Origin of the sequence: Curtobacterium sp. NPDC089991, assembly GCF_044748425.1 — a bacterium.
Classification (GTDB): Bacteria; Actinomycetota; Actinomycetes; order Actinomycetales; family Microbacteriaceae; genus Curtobacterium.
This window is the reverse complement of sequence record NZ_JBIVGB010000001.1, coordinates 306,101-323,402: the sequence shown is the minus strand read 5'-3', so window position 1 is coordinate 323,402 and position 17,302 is coordinate 306,101. Positions and strand designations below refer to the sequence as shown.

Genomic DNA, 17,302 nt, shown 5'->3' with positions numbered 1-17,302 from the left:
TCCTCGTCAGTTCGACTTGGAGACGTCGTAGAACGACGGACGGCCGACGGACTCGGTGGCGAAGCCCCGCACGGTGTCACGGAGACCGAACACCTGCGGCTCCTCGAAGATCGGCAGGATGTACGCCTGTTCGGCGAGCCGCTCCTGGGCCTTCTTCGACGCGGCCGCGCGCTCCGCGGTCGTCGGTTCGGACGCGATCGCGTTCAGGTCGTCGTCGAGCTGCTCGTCGCCGATGCTCTCGTCCGCGGTGTCGAGGTTGAGCAGGGTGTTGCGGTTCTTCGAGAAGTACTGGGACTTCAGGACGTCGAAGTCCGCTCGGCCGACCATCGAGTGGTACACCTGGATCGTGTCCGGGTCGAGGGCTGCCTCGGTCTGCGCGGCCTGGTCGCCGGAGAACAGTTCGACCTGCACGCCGATCTCCTTGAGCTGCTCCTGGATGAGCGTCACGACCTCCTTCGAGCGGGGCTGCGGGAGCGCCTCGTTGAAGGTCAGGCTGAGCGTGACACCGTCCTTCTCGCGGACACCGTCACCGTTCTCCTTCCACCCCGCGTCGTCGAGCAGGTCCTTCGCCTTCGCAGGGTCGTACTCGTAGTACTCCGACGTGTCCACGTAGCCGGCGGCGGTCTTCGCGAGCGCACCGGTCGCGAGCGTGTAGTTGTCGGTGAAGAGCTTCGACAGGATGTCCTCGCGGTCGATGCCGGCGATGATCGCCTTGCGCACCGCGACGTCGGAGAGCTCCGGCGTCCGGAAGCGGAAGCTCAGACCGTTGTTCACGCCGTTCGTCGGGGCGGCGACGATCGACAGGCCGCTCGCGTCGAACTGCTTCTCGTCCGGGGCCGGGATCTGCCGGGCGACGTCCGCCTGGCCGCTGGTGACCGTCCCGACGCGCACGCTGTCCTCGCCGGCGAGCACGATGTCGATCCCGTCCAGGTGGGCGCGACCGTCGTGGTCCGCCGACTCCGGCGCCCAGTCGTAGTCCTTGCGGACGGCGAGGTCGATCTCGGTGCCGACCTTCTCCTTCGCCACGACGAAGGGTCCGGAGCCGATGACGTCCTCGGCGTTGCCCGGGCCGAACTCCTCACCCGTGCGGTCGAGCGTCTCGTTCGAGACGAGCCCGGAGTTGATCGTCGAGGTCGCCTGCGCGAAGCCCGGAGCGGGCGCCGAGAAGAAGAACTTCACCGTGTGGTCGTCGACGGCCTCGCCGTGGTCGTAGTTGTTGATGGCCTCGGAGACGGTGAGCGCGCGGTCGGTGTCGCCCTTGCCGTACAGGTCGAAGTTCTTCACGACGTTCTCGGCGTCGAGCGGGGTGCCATCCGAGTAGGTGACGCCGTCACGGAGGGTGAAGGTGTACTCGGTGGCGTCGGCGTTCACCTTCGGCAGCGCCGTGGCGATCCACGGTTCGAGCTCGAGCGTCTTCGGGTCCTGGTACAGCAGGCGGTCCGTGATGTTGTTCACGATGCCGCCGTTCGGGTAGAAGCCGGCCGACGGCGGGTACAGCGTGTTCCAGGTCTGCGGCTCGAGGTACGTGAGCGTGCCACCGTCCTGCGGCGTGCTGCTGCTCGACGCGGTGCTGCCGTTCGAGCAACCGGCGACGAGAGCGGAGACGGCTGCGACGGACAGGGCCGCGAGGAGTGCGCGACGGGTTCGGGTCATCGGGGTTCGCTTCCGGGCTGTGGAGCGGTCGGGGGAATGCTTCACCTCATCACAGGAACGCTCCCAGGAAGCGACGGAGCTTCACGGTCCGTAACACGGCTGCTCGGCGCCGCTGTGGGTCCGTGCCAGGATCGCCGGATGGTCTCGTACTTCCTGAGCCACGCCGAGGTCGTCGTGGAACCCGCCGAGCCGATCGAGTCGTGGGGGCTCTCCGCCGCGGGACGCGCACGCGCAGCGCGGTCGGGTCCGCTGGCCTGGGATCCGGGCGTCCGGACACTCGTGTCGAGCACGGAGCGCAAGGCCGTCGAGACCGCCGAGCTGCTCGGGGCCGCGGTCGGGCTCGTGCCCGCGCAGGATCCCCTGCTCGGCGAGATCGACCGCAGCGCGACGGGCTACCTGCCGCCGGCCGAGTTCGAGGGTGTCGTCGACCGGTTCTTCGCGGAACCGACCCGATCGGTCCGCGGATGGGAGCGGGCCGTCGACGCCCAGGCCCGCATCGTCGGAACGGTCCGGCGGCTCACTGCGGCGGGCGACGCGACCATCGTGTCGCACGGTGCGGTCGGGGCGCTGCTCCTCGCCGACCTGACGGGAGCGCCGGTGTCACGCGCGCTCGACCAACCCGGCATGGGCAGCGTGTTCGCGTTCGATGCGCGGGCGTGGCGGGCGACGAGCACCTGGCAGCGCGTGCCCCTCGCCTGACGCGCACGCGGGCCGGTGCGCGTGCATGTTCCGACGTTCCACTCGTTGATCAACGGGTGGATCGTCGTCTCTTGCGCACGCATCGAGTGCGCGTGCATGTTCCGACGTTCCACGAGTCGATCACCTCGTGGAGTGTCGGACGATGCACGCGCAGCGAACGACATCGAGGACGTCGTACGGCGTCGCACCGCAGCGGCGCGCTCAGGCGGGCAGCCGCTCCCCCGCCTCGACCGCGACGTCGAGCCGGTTCTCGGCCGGTGGCAGCGGGCACGTGGCGTGCGCGGTGTACGCGCACGGCAGGTTCGTGGCGCGGTTGAAGTCGATCCGGGTCGCGCCGGCGGCATCCGGTGCGGCGATGTCCAGGCTCCGGTTCGCGGCGTAGGTCGTGACGCCGCTGGTGCGGTCGGTGAACAGGACGTGCAGACCGTCGCCGTGCCCGTTGAACGCGAGGAGCGACCGCGGCCCGTCGAGGTCGAAGGTGAGGACGCCCGGGGCCGAGTACACGTGCTGCAGCCCGTCGACGACCGAGCCGACGGTGACCTCGCGCGGTTCGTCGAACGGTTCGAAGTGCGCGTCGACGACGAACCGGTCCGACGGCTCGTACGTCGGGGTGCCGGGGTACTCGGTCCGGGTCGGGTTGCCCGGGTGCCGGGGCCGGATGACGTCACTGCCGCCACGACGGGCGACCTCGATCACGACGGTCTCGTCGCCGTCCTGCCACACGACGTTCGTGCTCGAGCGCTCGGGCAGTGGTCCGAAGCGGTGGGTGCCGGTGACCGGCTGCCCGTCGACCGTGATGGTCTCGCCGTCCGCGAGCTCGACGACGGGGCCGTCCTCGCCCGTCGACCAGGTGCCCGGGGCGTCGTCGAACCGCTCGGGCGTGCTCGTCAGCCACCGGATGCTCGTGATGGCGAGGAAGCCGTGCTCGCTCGCCCGGGCTCGTTCGTGGGCGTCGTGCCAGGCCGCCCACTCGGTGGCGGATTCGGGTGCGGTCGGCGTCGTCGTGCTCATGCCCCCGACGCTACGACGCCCGGGCCGCGAACGCGACGTCCCCGTCGCGCGACGTCACGCGCACGGCCGACCCGACGCCCTGGACCCTCCCGCTCACCAGGGGTGGGCGATGCTGCGGACGTGCACCGGGCCTCCCGGTCGACGCCCCGTAGCGACGCCGGCGCCGCGGCCGACGGGGGCAGGCACGGCGAGGTCGGCCTGCAGCACCGCGCAGGCGGCGCCACGGGCCACCGAGGCCTCGCCGAAGGCGGTCGCCGCGACCGTCGGGAACGGCCCGTTCGGCAGCCGGACCGCGAGCCGCTCCCGGACGGCCGCGATGAAGACGTCGCCGCCGGCGAGGGCCGCGCTGCCACCGATCACGACGCGTGGCACGTCGAGCAGCTCGACGACGTGGGCGAGCGCGGATCCGAGCGCGGCACCGGCCTCGGCGACCAGCGGCGCTGCGGACGGCGTCGCGCAGAGCCGCTCGAACGCGTGCCGGACGTCGCTCGCGCGGTCGAGCGGGATGCCCGGGGGGAGCAGCCCGGCATCGATCCCGCGCCGGACTTGCTGCAGGGGCTGGCAGGCTTCCCAGACCTCGGTCCAGCGCCCGTGGGCTTCGACGGGCATGCCACCGAACTCGCCGGCGTTGCCGGTCGCGCCGCGGACCACCTCGCCCGCGGCGACCGTCGCGGCGCTGATGCCGTGGCCGAGGAACACGGAGACCAGGTCGTCGGCACCGGCAGCGGACCAGACCTCGCCGAGGGCGCTCGCGACGCCGTCCTTCTCGAGCCGCACGGGCAGCCCCGCCCGGGCGGCGAGCTCGTCGGTGACCGGCAGCGACCACCAGGCGGGCAACTGCGCGGGGGTGCCCATGCGGACGCCGTCGGGGTCGATCGAGCCGGGGACGGCGAGGCCGATGCCGGCAGGGGCGCGCACGCCCGTGCGCGAGCGGGCCCGACTGCCGTCGCCGCGGACCCGGTGCACCGCCGCCGCCATCGTGTCGAGCGTCCGCGCCGGGTCGTCCGTCGCGTCCAGGTCGACGTGCTCGACGGCCAGCACGGCTCCGGTCAGGTCGGTGCGCACGACGACGAGGTGCGCCGGGTCGAGGTGGACCCCGATCGCCGACCGCGACCCCGCGACGACCTCGAGTCGTCGCCCGCCGCCCGGTGCTTCGCGCACGAGTCCCGCTGCCACGAGTCCGGCCGCGATGTTCGACACCGTCTGCGCGCTGAGCCCGGTCGCACGCATCAGCTCGGCGCGGGCGAACGGTCCCCGGCGACGGACGAGATCGAGCACCAGCGCACGGTTCTGGACCCCGACGCGCACGAGGTTCGTGCCGCCCGTTCTGCCCTGCACCACGGTGTCAGGAAGGGGTTGACGCGGCTCGGACATGGTCCCTAGCATCTCTGGTCATACGAATTTGTCAATCAATTGGATTGAAACCGCGACGGTGCGATCGGTTCGCCCGTCCGACGACGGATTCGCCCGTGCCACACCGGCGTGGCACGGGGTCGGAAGGGACGCTCGTGACGACGACCGCACGATCCGGAACCACTGCACCACCACGGACGCGCACGGGCGGTGACGTCGCGGTCCGTCGACGACCACGCGAGAAGCATCCGTGGACCCCGGCCGAGAAGCGCCGGCTGCGCGTCGGCATCGCGTTCATCTCGCCGTGGATCCTCGGCGTGCTGGTGTTCATCGCCTACCCCCTGATCTACTCGTTCGCGATCAGCCTGACCCGGTACTCGGGCATGGCCGACATCACCTGGGTCGGGTTCGCCAACTACGTCGCCGCGTTCATCGACCCGCTCGTGCACACCGCGGTCGGCAACACCCTGTTCTACGCCGTCATCGCGGTGCCCGTCGGGATCGTCATCGCCATCGTGATCGCCATCGCGATGAACCAGGACGTCCGCGAGATCGGCTGGTACCGGACGGCCCTCTACATCCCGTCGCTCATCCCGACCTTCGCGCTGGCGTTCATCTTCGTGGTGCTCGTCAACCCGCAGACCGGCCTCGTCAACCAGGTCATGAAGCTCGTCGGCATCCCGGCGACGAACCTGCTCGGCGACCCGACCACGGCGAAGCTCGTCATCGTCGCACTCGCCCAGATGGGTGCCGGCAACGCGGCACTGATCTTCCTCGCCGGGCTGCGCGGGATCCCGAAGACCCTGTACGAAGCCGCCCGCGTGGACGGGGCTGGACCGCTCCGGCAGTTCTTCGCGCTGACGCTGCCGCTGCTCTCCCCCGTGATCCTGTTCAACCTGATCACCGGCATCAGCAACGGCCTGCAGGTCTTCACCGAGGCGTACGTGATCTCGTCCGGCACCGGAGGACTCGGCAGCCCGGACAACGGGACCTTGTTCTACATGCTCTACCTCTACAAGAACGCATTCAGCTACGCGCAGCTCGGGTTCGCCAGCGCCATGGCCGTGCTGCTGTTCCTGGCCGGCATGATCCTGTCAGGGCTCGTGTACTGGCTGTCCAAGCGCTTCGTCAACTACGACGTGACCGGGGAGTGACCGATGACACTGCGCACTGAACGACACCCGGACCGCGACACCGTCACCTCGTCGATCGAGTCCGTCCGGCCCCGCGGTCGCAAGGGTGCCGACGACCGCTCCCGGAACGCCGACGGCTCGATCCGCTCACCGTGGTCGTCCGTCCTCGCCCGCGTGCTCCTCATCGCGATGAGCCTGCTGTTCCTCATCCCCATCTACTGGATGGTCATCTCGGCGCTGAAGGGCAACTCCGAACTCGGCGCCTTCCCGCCCACCTGGTTCCCGCAGTGGCTCGACTGGTCGAACTTCGGCAAGGCGATCGACGCGATGCCGTTCTTCACGTTCTTCCGGAACACGCTCATCATCACGGTCTGCGTGACGCTCTTCTCGATGGTGTCGAACCTCGTGATCGCGTACGGGTTCTCGTGCCTCGAGTGGCGCGGCCGCGACAAGGTGTTCTACGTCGTGCTCGCCACGCTGTTCATCCCGTTCCCCGTCACGCTCATCCCGATGTTCGACCTGTACGCCCGACTCGGCTGGATCAACACCTTCCTGCCCCTGATCGTGCCGAGTCTGTTCGGGTCCGCGTTCTACGTGTTCCTGCTCCGTCAGTTCCTGCTGCAGATCCCGAAGGACCTGCTCAACGCAGCGCGGATGGACGGCGCCTCCGAGTGGGGCATCCTCTGGCGGATCGTCTTCCCGCAGGCCAAGGCGGCGCTCGTCACGGTCGGGATCTTCGCGGCGGTGGGTGCCTGGAACGACTTCCTCGGGCCGCTCATCTACCTGCAGGACGAGAACGTGCAGACGCTGTCCATCGGCCTGCAGATCTTCCGCCTCAACAACTCGCAGGACTTCCAGTTCAACCAGCTGATGGCGGCATCGGTGCTCATCATCCTGCCGCTCGTGGTCCTGTTCTTCGTGTTCCAGCGGACGTTCATCAAGGGCGTCCAGATCGGGAGCTTCAAGTGAGCAGCGCATTCGACCGACGAACGTTCCTGCGCGGTGCGGCCGCGACCGGCGGTGCGGGGGCGCTCGCGCTCCTCGCAGCATCGTGCGCCTCCGGCTCGAGCGGCCGGAGCAACCCGAACCAGGTCACGATCTGGGGTGTCACCGGCACGTTCGTGCCGTTCCAGACGAAGGTGATCAAGGACTTCAACAAGATCCACCCCGAGGTCGACGTCAAGGTGAACGTCGTCCCGTCGCAGGGCACCGGCGACGCCACGAGCATCATCACCGCCGTGCGCGGCGGCACCGCCCCCGACCTGTGGCTCCTCGACCGGTTCAGCGCGGCGCAGTACGCGGCGATCGGGCTCATCGAACCGATCGACGACATGATCGAGGAGTTCGAGGACCAGCCGAAGGACGAGTTCCTGGCGCAGTGGCTCGGGTTCACGATCGGCGAGGTCAGCTACCAGGGCAAGACCTACGGCCTCCCCCACGACACCGACGCCCGCGGCATGTTCGTGAACCGGAAGATGCTCACCGGCGCCGGCATCGACCCGGACGAGTTCGACTGGGAGCACAACGGCCCGGTGAGCATGGACCGGATGTGGGACGTCAGCGAACGCATCACGAAGAAGTCCGGTGGCAACTACACCCACATGGGACTGCTCCCCTGGTACGGCGAAGGCTGGCCGTTCACGTGGGGGCTCGGCCTCGGTGCGTCGTACTTCGACCAGCAGGACTCGAAGATGACGATGGACTCGAAGAGCGTCCGCAGCATCTTCGAGTTCTACGAGGACTGGGCGAAGCGGTACGGCTACAAGGACGCCGACACCTTCATCGCGACCTACGAGCCGACCGGGCACCCGCCGGGACAGACCGCGTTCATGGCGGACCGGATGGCGTTCATGGTCAGCGTCCCCTCCACCATCCAGACCTTCGACAACTACGGCCCGAAGGACCTCGACTGGGGCACCGCGTACCTGCCGACCCAGCAGGACGGCGGCGACAAGTACACGTGGTCCGGTGGCTTCGCGCTGTGCGTGCCGAAGGGGTCGAAGAAGAACAAGGCCGTGTGGGAGCTCATGAAGTACTTCACGAGCAAGCAGGGCCAGGAGACCTACATGGTGCCGGCCACGAGCGTGCCGTCGAACATCGCGGCGCTCAAGGACCCGAAGGGCTCCGCGAAGTCGATCCGCTTCTTCACCGAGTCGATCGGCGCGTCCACCTGCCGCCCGCCGCTGCCCGTCGGCGGCGCGTGGTGGGACTCCCTCGCCGACGCGCGCTCGAGCGTGCTGCTCGGTACCGCGAGTCCGCAGGAAGCCGTCGAGCGGGCGCAGAACCGCGTCGACCCGATGATGCAGACCTACTCGCCGTTCAAGTTGCCGAAGGACTACGACAAGGTCCGGATCTGAGCGGGAACGCTCTGGTCGTCCCCCACGAAAGGAACCACCGACACATGCCCTCCACCCCCTTGCGCGTCGCCGTCCTCGGCTTCTGGCACGTCCACGCCGGCGACTACGCACAGCAGACCGTCGACCACCCCGGCACCGAGCTCGTGGCCGTCTGGGACGACGACACCGAGCGCGGCCGAGCCGGCGCCGAACGGTTCGGCGTCGAGTACACCGACGACCTCGATGCGCTGCTCGCCCGCACCGACGTCGACGCCGTCACCATCACGACCTCGACCGACGTCCACCGCGACGTGATCGAGCGCGCGGCAGCGGCCGGCAAGCACGTCTTCACCGAGAAGCTCCTCGCCCCCACCGTCGAGGAGTGCGACGCGGTCATCGCCGCCTGCGACGCCGCCGGGGTCACGCTCGTGGTCTCGCTCCCGCGGCTCTACCACGGCTACACGGCCGCGATCCGGCGCGAGCTCGACGCGGGCCGCCTCGGCGACGTCACGTACTCCCGCGTCCGACTCTCGCACGACGGTGCCGTCGCACCGTGGCTGCCGGAGCGCTTCTTCGACCCGGCGACGGCGATCGGCGGCGCCCTCACCGACCTCGGCTGCCACCCCGTCTACCTGACGCAGCTGTTCCTCGGCGCCCGCCCCGACACCGTCGAGGCCGTCTACCGCTCCTACACCGGCCGCGCGGTCGAGGACCACGCCGTGGTCACCGTCGGCTACGCCTCGCAGGCGATCGGCGTCATTGAGGCCGGCTTCGTCGCGGGCACACCGTTCACGATCGACGTGGCCGGCACCCGGGGCTGGCTCGCGTACTCCGACCAGGAGGCCCGACTCACCGCCGGCGGACCGGCCTACGGCGACGAGCCGGTCACCCTCGACGTCCCCGCCGACGCCCAGGACGCCTTCGGTCAGTGGGTGGACCACATCGCCGCCGACACGCGTGCCGACGACAACCTCGCCCGCGCCGTCGAGCTCACCCGCCTGGTGGTCGCCGCGAACGAGGCCGCGGGTCAGCCCGCGACCAGCGACGCCCTCGTCGGCGCACCCGCCTGACCGTCCCAGCAGTCCAGCACCTCGAACCAACCACAGGAGTCACCATGTCCAGCGACATCATCCGCGTCGGCCTCATCGGCGGGGGCGGCATCGCGTCCGCGCACATCGCCGGGTACGCCGAGCACCCCGACACGATCCGCATCGCCGCGGTCGCCGACGCGTTCGCGGCCACGGCCGAGGAACGCGGGGCGGAGCTCGGCGTCCCGTTCTTCACCGACTACCTCGCCATGCTCGAGCAGGCGGACATCGACGCCGTCGACATCTGCCTGCCGCACCACCTGCACCGCGACGCGATCGTCGCCGCGGCGAAGGCGGGCAAGCACGTGCTGTGCGAGAAGCCGCTGTGCCTGAGCCCCGACGAGGCCGCCGACGTGCAGCGCGCGGTGTCCGAGTCCGGCATCACCCTGATGTGCGCGCACAACCAGCTGTTCATGCCCGCGGTCGCCAGGGCCAAGGAACTCATCGACGGCGGGGCGCTCGGCACCGTCTACGAGGTCCGCACCACCGACTCGTTCCGCAACGAGTTCGACCCGTCGAACATGGGGTGGCGTGCCCACGCGTCGACGAGCGGCGGCGGTGAGCTCATCGACACCGGCTACCACCCGAGCTACCTGCTCATGCACCTGGCCGGGGGCGTCCCGGTGCAGGCCACCGCGATGCTGTCCACGCATCGGCTGGCGTTCATGGAGGGCGAGGACTCGGCACAGGCCCTGTTCCGGTTCGACAACGGCGCCGTGGGCCAGCTCGTGACGAGCTGGGCGTACGACCCGGCCGCCGGCACCGAGCGGTTCAGCGTCGTCGGCGAACACGGCGCCCTGACGAGCGACGGCACCACGCTGCGGTGGGACCTGCGGGACGGCACGAGCGAGTCGGTCACCTTCAACGAGGTCGACACCTTCGCGGCCGAGATCGGCGCATTCGGGGCATGCCTGCGCGATGGTACGCGGCCGATCCACACCGAGCGCGAGGGCATCGCGGTGCTCGGCATGATCCTGGCGGCGTACGAGGGCGCCCGGACGGGGACGATCGCCCCGGTGCTGACGGCGGACGAGACCGTCAGCGCCTGACCCGCGCGGATCGCGTCGCACTGCGCACCCGTTCTGCGACGAACCACGAGTCGTTCGACGCGTGGTTCGTCGCAGAACGGGTGCTGACGCACCGCGCCACCGTCAGTGCGTCGCGGGTGCCGCGTCCTCGTCGTCGGCGGCGTGCAGCACCGACTCGGCCTGCCCGAGCAGGTGCCGCGCGGCCAGGCTCAGCGACCGCACCCCGACCACGACGACGAGCAAGGTGAGCAGCACGAGCAGCACGGTCGTGGGCACCCACGCCACCGGAAGGTCGAGCACCCGGAACCACTCGATCGCCGCCGTCGCGACCGCCGCGGCCGGGAACACGAACGACCAGAACCCGAGCGAGAACCCGAGCCGGACGTACCGGGGCAGCAGGGCGAGCTGCACGAGGAGCATGAGGACCCCGAGTCCGGCGATCGCCTGCACGGGCAGGGTCCGGGCGTCGTCGGTGAGCGCGAACAGGGACACCGTCGCCACCGCGGGCGGAGCCACGAGGATCGCCATCGTGGGGACGAGCGGGTCGGGTAGTGCGGGACGGAACGACAGCCGGATGAGGAGCAGCCCGGTCATCACGCCCCAGAAGAACACGCCGACGCCGAAGCACGCCCAGGACAGCCAGCCCACACCGACCTCGTGCGTGGCGACGGCGGCGACGAGAGCCGCGGCGACCGTCGGCAGCAGGTAGCCGCCGTGCACGGCCTCCAGGGTCAGGCGCCCCTCGAACCACGTGCTCAGCAACCACGCCGCGAACCCGGCAGCGACCGCCACCGCGAGCAGCACGAGGACCTGCCCCCCGATCTCCCAGAACCGCGCGAGGTCGACGCCGAGGAGCATCGCCGTCGCGGGGACCAGGGCGGCGATCGGGCCCTGCGCCGGGTGGCGGAGCTGGTCGACCAGGCGTTCGTCGACCCGGACGCCCCGCAGGACGTGCGCGCCGAGCAGCCACGACCACGCCACCGCCGCGACCACCCAGAACACCTGCGGGACGACGGCTGGCACCCCGAGAACGGGTGCCGCGTACGACCACGTCTCCGCGAACCCGGCCAGGCCGAACGGTGCGGCGAGGGTGTTGAGCGGGATGCGGGAGGTCGGGCGTGCGCTGGGCATAGGGGTCCCATTGTCCCCGGCTCGCGTCGTGCCGCGTAACGGAGCCCGGCTCGCAGGCGGCCCGTGGCACATTGGGCCGATGCCCTTCGAGAACAGCGACCACGTCCAGGCCACAACCGCCGGGTCGCTCCCGCGCACGCCGGAGCTCATCGCCGCGAACGCCGCCCGCCCCGTGGGCGCCGACGGCTTCACGCTCGAGACCACCGACGAGGTCCGCGCGATGACGAGCGCGGCCGTCGACGACGTCGTCGCCCGCCAGACCGCCCTCGGCATCACGCAGCCGGGTGACGGCGAGTTCGGCAAGGCGATGTCGAACAGCGTCGACTACGGCGCGTGGTGGGGCTACTCGTTCCAGCGCGTCAGCGGACTCTCGCTCACGGACGCCGACATCTTCACGCAGGAGCCGGTCCGCTCGAGCCCGGGCAACGTGCAGCTGACCAGCTTCCCGGACCGTCGCGACTGGACGATCTTCCGCGAGGCCTACACCGACCCGGCGTCGGGCATCGGTACCGGCAAGAACGCCACCGCCTTCCCCACCACGACCGGCCCGATCGCCTACACCGGGCACGAGGCCGCACGCACCGACGCCGTCAACCTCAAGCACGCGGTCGAGGCCGCCGGTGCCGAGAACGGCTTCATCACGGCACTCTCCCCCGGCTCCGCGGCCCGGGTCGCGAACGAGTACTACGCCACCGACGAAGAGCACATCTGGGCCTGGGCCGACGCCCTGCGCGAGGAGTACCGGATCATCCTCGACGCGGGCCTCGTGCTGCAGATCGACGACCCCTCGATCGCCGAGAACTGGGACCAGATCAACCCGGAACCGAGCCTCGAGGACTACCGCGCCTTCACCCGCATCCGCGTCGAGGCGCTCAACCACGCGCTCGAGGGGCTCGACACCAGCCGCGTCCGCTTCCACCTGTGCTGGGGCTCGTGGCACGGCCCGCACACCACCGACATCGAGCTCCGTCACATCGTCGACCTCATGCTCGACATCGACGCCGGCGCGTACTCGTTCGAGGCCGCGAACGCCCGCCACGAACACGAGTGGACCGTGTGGCAGGACGTCACGCTGCCCGACGGGAAGGTGATCGTCCCCGGCGTCGTCAGCCACGCCACGAACGTCGTCGAGCACCCCGACCTGGTCGCGCAGCGCATCGAGCGGTTCGCCTCGGTCGTCGGGCGCGAGCGCGTCATCGCCGGCACCGACTGCGGCCTGGGCGGCCGCATCCACCCGCAGATCGCCGCCGCGAAGCTCGAGTCGCTCGGCGAGGGTGCACGACGCGCGAGCGCGAAGCTCTTCTGAGCCGCACGTTCCTTCCCAGAACGGCTGCGGTAGCAAGCAAGAACGGGCGTACCTGCCACGAAGATCACGGCAGGTACGCCCGTTTCGGAGCGGTACGCCCGGTTTCGGCAGGCCTCAGGGGCTACCGCCGTGCGCGGCCGAGGACGATCGCGCCGACCGCGGCAGCGCCACCGAGCCACACGAGCGGACGCGTGACACGCCGACGCTTCGCGACCCAGCCGCCGTTCGTGGCGTTGCCGGCGTCCGCCGGGGCGTAGAGGTTGCCGTCGGTCGGGTCGCCCTTCCCGCGCAGCGCGAAGGTCTCGACCATGGGCTTCGTGATCTTGTGGAACAGCCCCGGGAACACGTACTGCAGCGGGACGAGCGACGCCTGGACGCGGCCGACGTAGCGGTACCGCTTCGGGTGTGTGGCGGCGGTCACGACGGCACGACCCGCGCGCTCGACCGACACCGTCGGCGGCAGCGGGTGCGAGTTCTTGCCGGTGTAGTTGGCGCCGTTCTGGTAGATCGGCGTGTCGATCGTCGACGGCAGCAGCGTGGTGAAGCGGATGCCGGTGTGCGCGAACTCGTCACCGAGGACGTCGACCAGGCCGAGCGCCGCGTGCTTGCTCGTGACGTACGCCGACTGGTAGGGCGCTGACAGCAGTGACTGGATCGAGCCGACGAGCACGTACGTGCCCGTGCCGCGCTGCTTCCAGTGCGGGAGCAGGTGGGTGATCGCGTTGAGGTGGCCGTAGAGGTTCGTGTCGACGACCCGCTTGAACGCCTCGGTGGGGGTCTGCTCGAACAGGCCGTAGACGAACAGGGCCGCGTTGCCGACGAAGACGTCGATCCGCCCGTGCCGACTCGTCACCGTGCCGATGAGGTCCTTGACCTGGTGCTCGTCGGCGACGTCCGTCGGGATCGCGACCGCGTCGGCCCCGAGTGCACGGCACTCGGCGGCGGCGGCCTCGAGGGAGTCGTGGCCGCGTGCGGCGAGCACGAGCGTGGCACCCTGTCGGGCGAACTCGTGCGCCGCGGCCCTCCCGATGCCGCTCGATGCTCCGGTGACGACGACGATCTTCCCGCGGTACCGATGTCCCATGCGTCCTTGGTACGCGCCTGCTGGTCCGTTCCCGCACAGACGGGCCGTACCCCTCGCCCCGGTGCGAGGATGGAGCATGCGCAAGGACGACCTGACCGTCGACGAAGCCACGGTCATCGCCGAACACGCCCGGTCCGGTGCCCTCGAGCTGGACGACCCCGAGGTCCGCAAGGTCGTCGAGCAGGCGAACCGGGTGCTCGTCCGCGCACAGATGTGGGGCGAGGAGCGGAGTCCGAAGCTGCGTCGTCGCCGTCGGTTCATCGCGATCGGTGCGCTCGTGATGGTGCTCGTCTGGGTGGCCGGCTTGCTCGTGCCGCTCGCGCTGCGCTTCGGCGTGTAGCCGGAGCCGATCCGAGACCGGAGACGAAGCGTCGACCCCCTCGGTTCAGCGGCCGGTGCGGGCGTTCCGGGCGAGGAGCCCGAGGTACGTGCTGTGCCCGACGAGCGCCAGGCCGAAGAAGATCGCGGCGACGGCGTAGACGCGGTCGAGCTTCCCCTGCCCGATGACGAGCATCACGATGCAGAAGGCAACGGCGATCGCCAGCACGCCGACCTGCACGGTCGACCAGATCCGTCGGAAGCGCGGCATGCCCGTCTCGTTCACCCGGCCATTCTCCCCCATGCCGAGCCCGCCGTGCGGTCGCCCGACGTCAGCCCGCGGTACGACGCGGGCGAGGCACGTCGGTACCGTGCTCCGATGTGCGGCCCCGCAGGCCGGACCTAGCGTGCAGGCATGGACACGCACCACCCCACGGCCACCCCCACCAGCACCCCGGCCCGCCCTGCACGCCGACGCCGTCGCCCGCTCCGGATCATCGGCTTCTCGCTCGTCGGGCTCGTCGGCCTCGGCGCCCTCACGCTCGGCGGCACGGCCACCTACGACGCGATCGCGACGGCGGCGGAACGGGACGACATCCGCCCGTACGGCGAACTCGTCCCCGTCACCGGCGGCCGGGTCAACGTCGCCGTCACCGGGTCCGGGGCGACGACCGTCGTGCTGCTGCCAGGCTTCGGCACGGCATCCCCCGTGATCGACTTCGCCCCGCTCGTCGACCGGCTGCAGGACACGCACCGGGTGGTGGTCGTCGAGCCGCTCGGGTACGGCCTGAGCGACGGCACCGACCGGCCCCGGACCAGCGCGAACATCGTCGACGAGGTGCACCAGGCGCTGTCGACCCTCGGCATCGACCGGTACGTGCTCGCGGGGCACTCGGTCGCCGGGATCTACGCGCTCGAGTACACGAACGCGTACCCGGACGAGGTGCAGGCGTTCGTCGGCATCGACAGCAGTGTGCCGACGCAGCCCGGCATCGACGCGGCCGTCGGGTCGGGCCTGTTCCGCTTCGTGAAGGCCACCGGGCTCGCCCGTGTGCTCACTGCCGTGTCCGGCGACGCGTACGCCGGGTTGCCCTACACCGATGCGCAGAAGGAGCAGATGACCCTGCTGTCACACCGCACCAGCATGCGCGCGACGTACCTGGACGAGTACGAGCACCTCGGCGCGAACTTCCGGCACGCCCGCAGCCTCGCGTTCCCCGCCGATCTGCCGGTCCGCCTGTTCGTCGTGGGCGACGACCCGGAGGTGCCGGGGTGGGAGCGCCTGCACCGTGAGCAGGCGGCGTCGGTCACCGACGGCCAGGTCGTCCTGCTCGACGGCGGGCACTACCTGCACCACACGCACGCGGCGGAGATCGCCGAGGGGATCGACGCGGTCGCCGACCTCGGTCAGTGATCCCGGAGCGCCTCGACGAGCTCGGCCTTGCGCTTCGACGAGTACCCGGTCAGGCCGATCTCCTTCGCCCGCTTCCGGAGGTCCGCGACGGTCCAGTCGTCGTAGGAGCCGGATTCGCCGCCCTTCTTCCCGACGGCCTCCTCGCCGCGGGCCGCTGCGGCGTTGCTGATCCGCGCGGCCTTCTCCTTCGAGTTGCCCTCCTTGCGGAGCTCCTCGTACATGTCCGGCTTGAGTTGGTTCGGCATGGTGCGTCACGGTACGCGCGGCGGCCCGGCGTCGTTCCGAGCCGGCGCGCGGCTCAGCGCTTCTCGGGGTCGTGGCCCCAGTTCATCAACGAGTACCGCCACGGGGTGTCGTGCACGTCACCGTCCGGCCGCTGCTCCGAGTGCCGGGCGACGTAGCCGACGACCTTCCGCATGTGGGCGTGGTCGTCGTCGGTCCGGTCCGCCTCGTGCTTCTCGAGGATCCGGATGACGTGCCGCCCGCTCTCGTGCCCGGTCGACTCACCGCCGCCCGGGGGCTTCTGCCCGACGTGCTTCGACTCGTCGGTGTCGAGCCACTCGCGGAGCTCCGACGGGGTCATGTTCACCGCGTCGGCGAAGTCGCGCTCGGTCTGCTGGTCGTCGTCGTCACTCATGGCCCCGAGGCAACCCCGCGGTCCTGGACGGGTGCGCAGGGCGGATGGCGCTCCGCCGCCGTCCAGCCGGGACGGGTTCCGTGGAGGCACGAGCAGGAAGGAACTCGCATGCCCACCGACCAGTACGAACACGGCGACCCGCGCACCCGCTACCCCGACGTCAAGCCGGAGCCGCAGACGCAGGACGAGCCGGGCCTCCAGTCCGCCATGGACCCGGTCCCCGACCTGGGCGAGACGAGCTACCGGGGCACCGGCCGGCTCGCCGGCCGCAAGGCCCTGATCACCGGCGGTGACTCCGGCATCGGCGGCGCCGTCGCGATCGCGTTCGCCCGCGAGGGCGCCGACGTCGCGATCGCCTACCTGCCGGAGGAGCAGTCCGACGCCGACCACGTCCTCGAGCAGATCCGTGCCGCCGGACGCACCGCCGTGGCCATCCCCGGCGACCTGCGTGACAAGGCGTACGCGCAGGAGCTCGTCGACCAGGCCGTCGCCGGACTCGGCGGTCTCGACGCCCTGGTGAGCGTCGCCGGCAAGCAGCGCTGGCAGCCGGACGTGCTCGACATCACCGACGACCAGTTCGAGGCGACCTTCGACGTGAACGTCTTCGGGCTGTTCCGCCTCGTCAAGGCGGCGCTCCCGCACCTGGAGCCCGGTGCGACGATCACCACGACGGCGTCCATGGAGGCGTACAAGCCGGCACCCGATCGCCTCGACTACGCGGCGTCGAAGGGCGCGATCAACAACCTGTCGAAGGGGCTGTCGCAGCTGCTCGTCGAGCGCGGCATCCGCGTCAACGTCGTCGCTCCCGGGCCGACGTGGACGGTCCTGCAGCCGAGCGGCGGCGTCGACCCGTCGACGCTGCCCGAGTTCGGCAGCAGCGAGTCGCCGATGGGCCGCGCCGGACAGCCAGCCGAACTCGCACCGGCCTACGTCTTCCTGGCGTCGGACGAGTCGAGCTACGTCGTCGGCGAGACGCTCAACGTGAACGGCGGCATGGTCACGCCCTGACCTGCGCCGCGCGCCGACGGGCAGATCAACCGCGAGGACTGATCCGCGGTACTTCGTGAGCAGAAATGGTCGGGTTCGCTTGCAGCAGCCGACCATTTCTGCT

At 70.5% G+C, this 17,302-nt stretch carries 18 protein-coding genes; 10 read left to right on the top strand and 8 right to left on the bottom strand.

All coding sequences use genetic code 11. The annotated features are described in order from the left end of the window. Window positions 1-6 precede the first annotated feature (6 nt). On the bottom strand, window positions 7-1,653 hold the full coding sequence (locus tag ACIPV1_RS01505) for a TIGR04028 family ABC transporter substrate-binding protein (protein ID WP_402725633.1): 1,647 nt from the start codon (window positions 1,651-1,653) through the stop codon (window positions 7-9). A gap of 138 nt (window positions 1,654-1,791) precedes the next feature. Here ACIPV1_RS01505 and ACIPV1_RS01500 point away from each other — a divergent pair, with 138 nt between their 5' ends. After that, complete coding sequence (locus tag ACIPV1_RS01500) at window positions 1,792-2,352, top strand: histidine phosphatase family protein (protein WP_402725632.1); 561 nt, start codon at window positions 1,792-1,794, stop codon at window positions 2,350-2,352. A 201-nt stretch (window positions 2,353-2,553) separates the two neighbouring features. Here ACIPV1_RS01500 and ACIPV1_RS01495 read toward each other — a convergent pair whose 3' ends face one another. Then, window positions 2,554-3,363, bottom strand: a complete 810-nt coding sequence (locus ACIPV1_RS01495) for a DUF1684 domain-containing protein (RefSeq protein ID WP_132100515.1) — start codon at window positions 3,361-3,363, stop codon at window positions 2,554-2,556. Between the two features lie 93 nt (window positions 3,364-3,456). Continuing rightward, window positions 3,457-4,737 carry an ROK family transcriptional regulator gene (locus tag ACIPV1_RS01490; protein ID WP_185094207.1) on the bottom strand — a complete coding sequence of 427 codons (1,281 nt, stop codon included), beginning with the start codon at window positions 4,735-4,737 and terminating at the stop codon, window positions 3,457-3,459. Between the two features lie 134 nt (window positions 4,738-4,871). Here ACIPV1_RS01490 and ACIPV1_RS01485 point away from each other — a divergent pair, with 134 nt between their 5' ends. The 5 genes from ACIPV1_RS01485 to ACIPV1_RS01465 are packed head-to-tail and all read left to right on the top strand — an operon-like array spanning window position 4,872 to window position 10,322. Then, a complete protein-coding gene (locus ACIPV1_RS01485; RefSeq protein ID WP_111085648.1) occupies window positions 4,872-5,870 on the top strand; it encodes a carbohydrate ABC transporter permease in 999 nt (332 codons plus the stop codon). A 3-nt stretch (window positions 5,871-5,873) separates the two neighbouring features. Then, window positions 5,874-6,818, top strand: coding sequence for a carbohydrate ABC transporter permease (locus ACIPV1_RS01480; protein ID WP_111085649.1), 945 nt, complete (start codon window positions 5,874-5,876; stop codon window positions 6,816-6,818). Further along, window positions 6,815-8,206 carry an ABC transporter substrate-binding protein gene (locus ACIPV1_RS01475; RefSeq protein ID WP_185020955.1) on the top strand — a complete coding sequence of 464 codons (1,392 nt, stop codon included), beginning with the start codon at window positions 6,815-6,817 and terminating at the stop codon, window positions 8,204-8,206. The genes ACIPV1_RS01480 and ACIPV1_RS01475 overlap by 4 nt, the downstream gene beginning before the upstream one ends. Window positions 8,207-8,250: 44 nt before the next feature. Then, window positions 8,251-9,255, top strand: a complete 1,005-nt coding sequence (locus tag ACIPV1_RS01470) for a Gfo/Idh/MocA family protein (RefSeq protein ID WP_123938216.1) — start codon at window positions 8,251-8,253, stop codon at window positions 9,253-9,255. A 44-nt stretch (window positions 9,256-9,299) separates the two neighbouring features. Next, window positions 9,300-10,322 (top strand): Gfo/Idh/MocA family protein, encoded by a 1,023-nt coding sequence (locus ACIPV1_RS01465; RefSeq protein ID WP_123938217.1) that lies wholly within the window; start codon window positions 9,300-9,302, stop codon window positions 10,320-10,322. Window positions 10,323-10,424: 102 nt separating this feature from the next. Here the strand turns inward: ACIPV1_RS01465 and ACIPV1_RS01460 are convergent, their stop codons facing one another. Beyond that, window positions 10,425-11,432, bottom strand: coding sequence for a transporter (locus ACIPV1_RS01460; protein ID WP_123938218.1), 1,008 nt, complete (start codon window positions 11,430-11,432; stop codon window positions 10,425-10,427). A gap of 79 nt (window positions 11,433-11,511) precedes the next feature. Between ACIPV1_RS01460 and ACIPV1_RS01455 the strand changes: the two genes are divergently transcribed. Next, window positions 11,512-12,738: a cobalamin-independent methionine synthase II family protein gene (locus ACIPV1_RS01455; RefSeq protein ID WP_123938219.1), complete on the top strand. Its 1,227-nt coding sequence runs from the start codon at window positions 11,512-11,514 to the stop codon at window positions 12,736-12,738. Between the two features lie 121 nt (window positions 12,739-12,859). Here ACIPV1_RS01455 and ACIPV1_RS01450 read toward each other — a convergent pair whose 3' ends face one another. After that, entirely contained in the window at window positions 12,860-13,822 is a 963-nt protein-coding gene (locus tag ACIPV1_RS01450) for an SDR family NAD(P)-dependent oxidoreductase (RefSeq protein ID WP_402725631.1), read from the bottom strand. Window positions 13,823-13,898: 76 nt separating this feature from the next. Between ACIPV1_RS01450 and ACIPV1_RS01445 the strand changes: the two genes are divergently transcribed. Further along, complete coding sequence (locus tag ACIPV1_RS01445) at window positions 13,899-14,162, top strand: hypothetical protein (RefSeq protein ID WP_123672725.1); 264 nt, start codon at window positions 13,899-13,901, stop codon at window positions 14,160-14,162. 45 nt (window positions 14,163-14,207) lie between these two features. Here ACIPV1_RS01445 and ACIPV1_RS01440 read toward each other — a convergent pair whose 3' ends face one another. Then, on the bottom strand, window positions 14,208-14,411 hold the full coding sequence (locus tag ACIPV1_RS01440; RefSeq protein ID WP_123938221.1) for a hypothetical protein: 204 nt from the start codon (window positions 14,409-14,411) through the stop codon (window positions 14,208-14,210). A 144-nt stretch (window positions 14,412-14,555) separates the two neighbouring features. Here ACIPV1_RS01440 and ACIPV1_RS01435 point away from each other — a divergent pair, with 144 nt between their 5' ends. After that, window positions 14,556-15,554 (top strand): alpha/beta fold hydrolase, encoded by a 999-nt coding sequence (locus tag ACIPV1_RS01435; RefSeq protein WP_402725630.1) that lies wholly within the window; start codon window positions 14,556-14,558, stop codon window positions 15,552-15,554. Here ACIPV1_RS01435 and ACIPV1_RS01430 read toward each other — a convergent pair. Continuing rightward, complete coding sequence (locus ACIPV1_RS01430; RefSeq protein ID WP_402725629.1) at window positions 15,548-15,799, bottom strand: Rho termination factor N-terminal domain-containing protein; 252 nt, start codon at window positions 15,797-15,799, stop codon at window positions 15,548-15,550. The genes ACIPV1_RS01435 and ACIPV1_RS01430 overlap by 7 nt on opposite strands. Window positions 15,800-15,852: 53 nt before the next feature. Next, window positions 15,853-16,191, bottom strand: a complete 339-nt coding sequence (locus ACIPV1_RS01425; RefSeq protein WP_402725628.1) for a DUF3140 domain-containing protein — start codon at window positions 16,189-16,191, stop codon at window positions 15,853-15,855. A gap of 108 nt (window positions 16,192-16,299) precedes the next feature. Between ACIPV1_RS01425 and ACIPV1_RS01420 the strand changes: the two genes are divergently transcribed. Beyond that, on the top strand, window positions 16,300-17,199 hold the full coding sequence (locus tag ACIPV1_RS01420) for an SDR family oxidoreductase (protein ID WP_123938225.1): 900 nt from the start codon (window positions 16,300-16,302) through the stop codon (window positions 17,197-17,199). Window positions 17,200-17,302: the final 103 nt, after the last annotated feature.

Bases quoted from the DNA above. Each gene is read 5' to 3' on its own strand.
- ACIPV1_RS01505 (WP_402725633.1), bottom strand. From the start codon at position 1,653: ATGACCCGAACCCGTCGCGCACTCCTCGCGGCCCTGTCCGTCGCAGCC.
- ACIPV1_RS01500 (WP_402725632.1), top strand. From the start codon at position 1,792: ATGGTCTCGTACTTCCTGAGCCACGCCGAGGTCGTCGTGGAACCCGCC.
- ACIPV1_RS01495 (WP_132100515.1), bottom strand. From the start codon at position 3,363: ATGAGCACGACGACGCCGACCGCACCCGAATCCGCCACCGAGTGGGCG.
- ACIPV1_RS01490 (WP_185094207.1), bottom strand. From the start codon at position 4,737: ATGTCCGAGCCGCGTCAACCCCTTCCTGACACCGTGGTGCAGGGCAGA.
- ACIPV1_RS01480 (WP_111085649.1), top strand. From the start codon at position 5,874: ATGACACTGCGCACTGAACGACACCCGGACCGCGACACCGTCACCTCG.
- ACIPV1_RS01470 (WP_123938216.1), top strand. From the start codon at position 8,251: ATGCCCTCCACCCCCTTGCGCGTCGCCGTCCTCGGCTTCTGGCACGTC.
- ACIPV1_RS01465 (WP_123938217.1), top strand. From the start codon at position 9,300: ATGTCCAGCGACATCATCCGCGTCGGCCTCATCGGCGGGGGCGGCATC.
- ACIPV1_RS01460 (WP_123938218.1), bottom strand. From the start codon at position 11,432: ATGCCCAGCGCACGCCCGACCTCCCGCATCCCGCTCAACACCCTCGCC.
- ACIPV1_RS01455 (WP_123938219.1), top strand. From the start codon at position 11,512: ATGCCCTTCGAGAACAGCGACCACGTCCAGGCCACAACCGCCGGGTCG.
- ACIPV1_RS01450 (WP_402725631.1), bottom strand. From the start codon at position 13,822: ATGGGACATCGGTACCGCGGGAAGATCGTCGTCGTCACCGGAGCATCG.
- ACIPV1_RS01445 (WP_123672725.1), top strand. From the start codon at position 13,899: ATGCGCAAGGACGACCTGACCGTCGACGAAGCCACGGTCATCGCCGAA.
- ACIPV1_RS01440 (WP_123938221.1), bottom strand. From the start codon at position 14,411: ATGCCGCGCTTCCGACGGATCTGGTCGACCGTGCAGGTCGGCGTGCTG.
- ACIPV1_RS01435 (WP_402725630.1), top strand. From the start codon at position 14,556: ATGGACACGCACCACCCCACGGCCACCCCCACCAGCACCCCGGCCCGC.
- ACIPV1_RS01430 (WP_402725629.1), bottom strand. From the start codon at position 15,799: ATGCCGAACCAACTCAAGCCGGACATGTACGAGGAGCTCCGCAAGGAG.
- ACIPV1_RS01425 (WP_402725628.1), bottom strand. From the start codon at position 16,191: ATGAGTGACGACGACGACCAGCAGACCGAGCGCGACTTCGCCGACGCG.
- ACIPV1_RS01420 (WP_123938225.1), top strand. From the start codon at position 16,300: ATGCCCACCGACCAGTACGAACACGGCGACCCGCGCACCCGCTACCCC.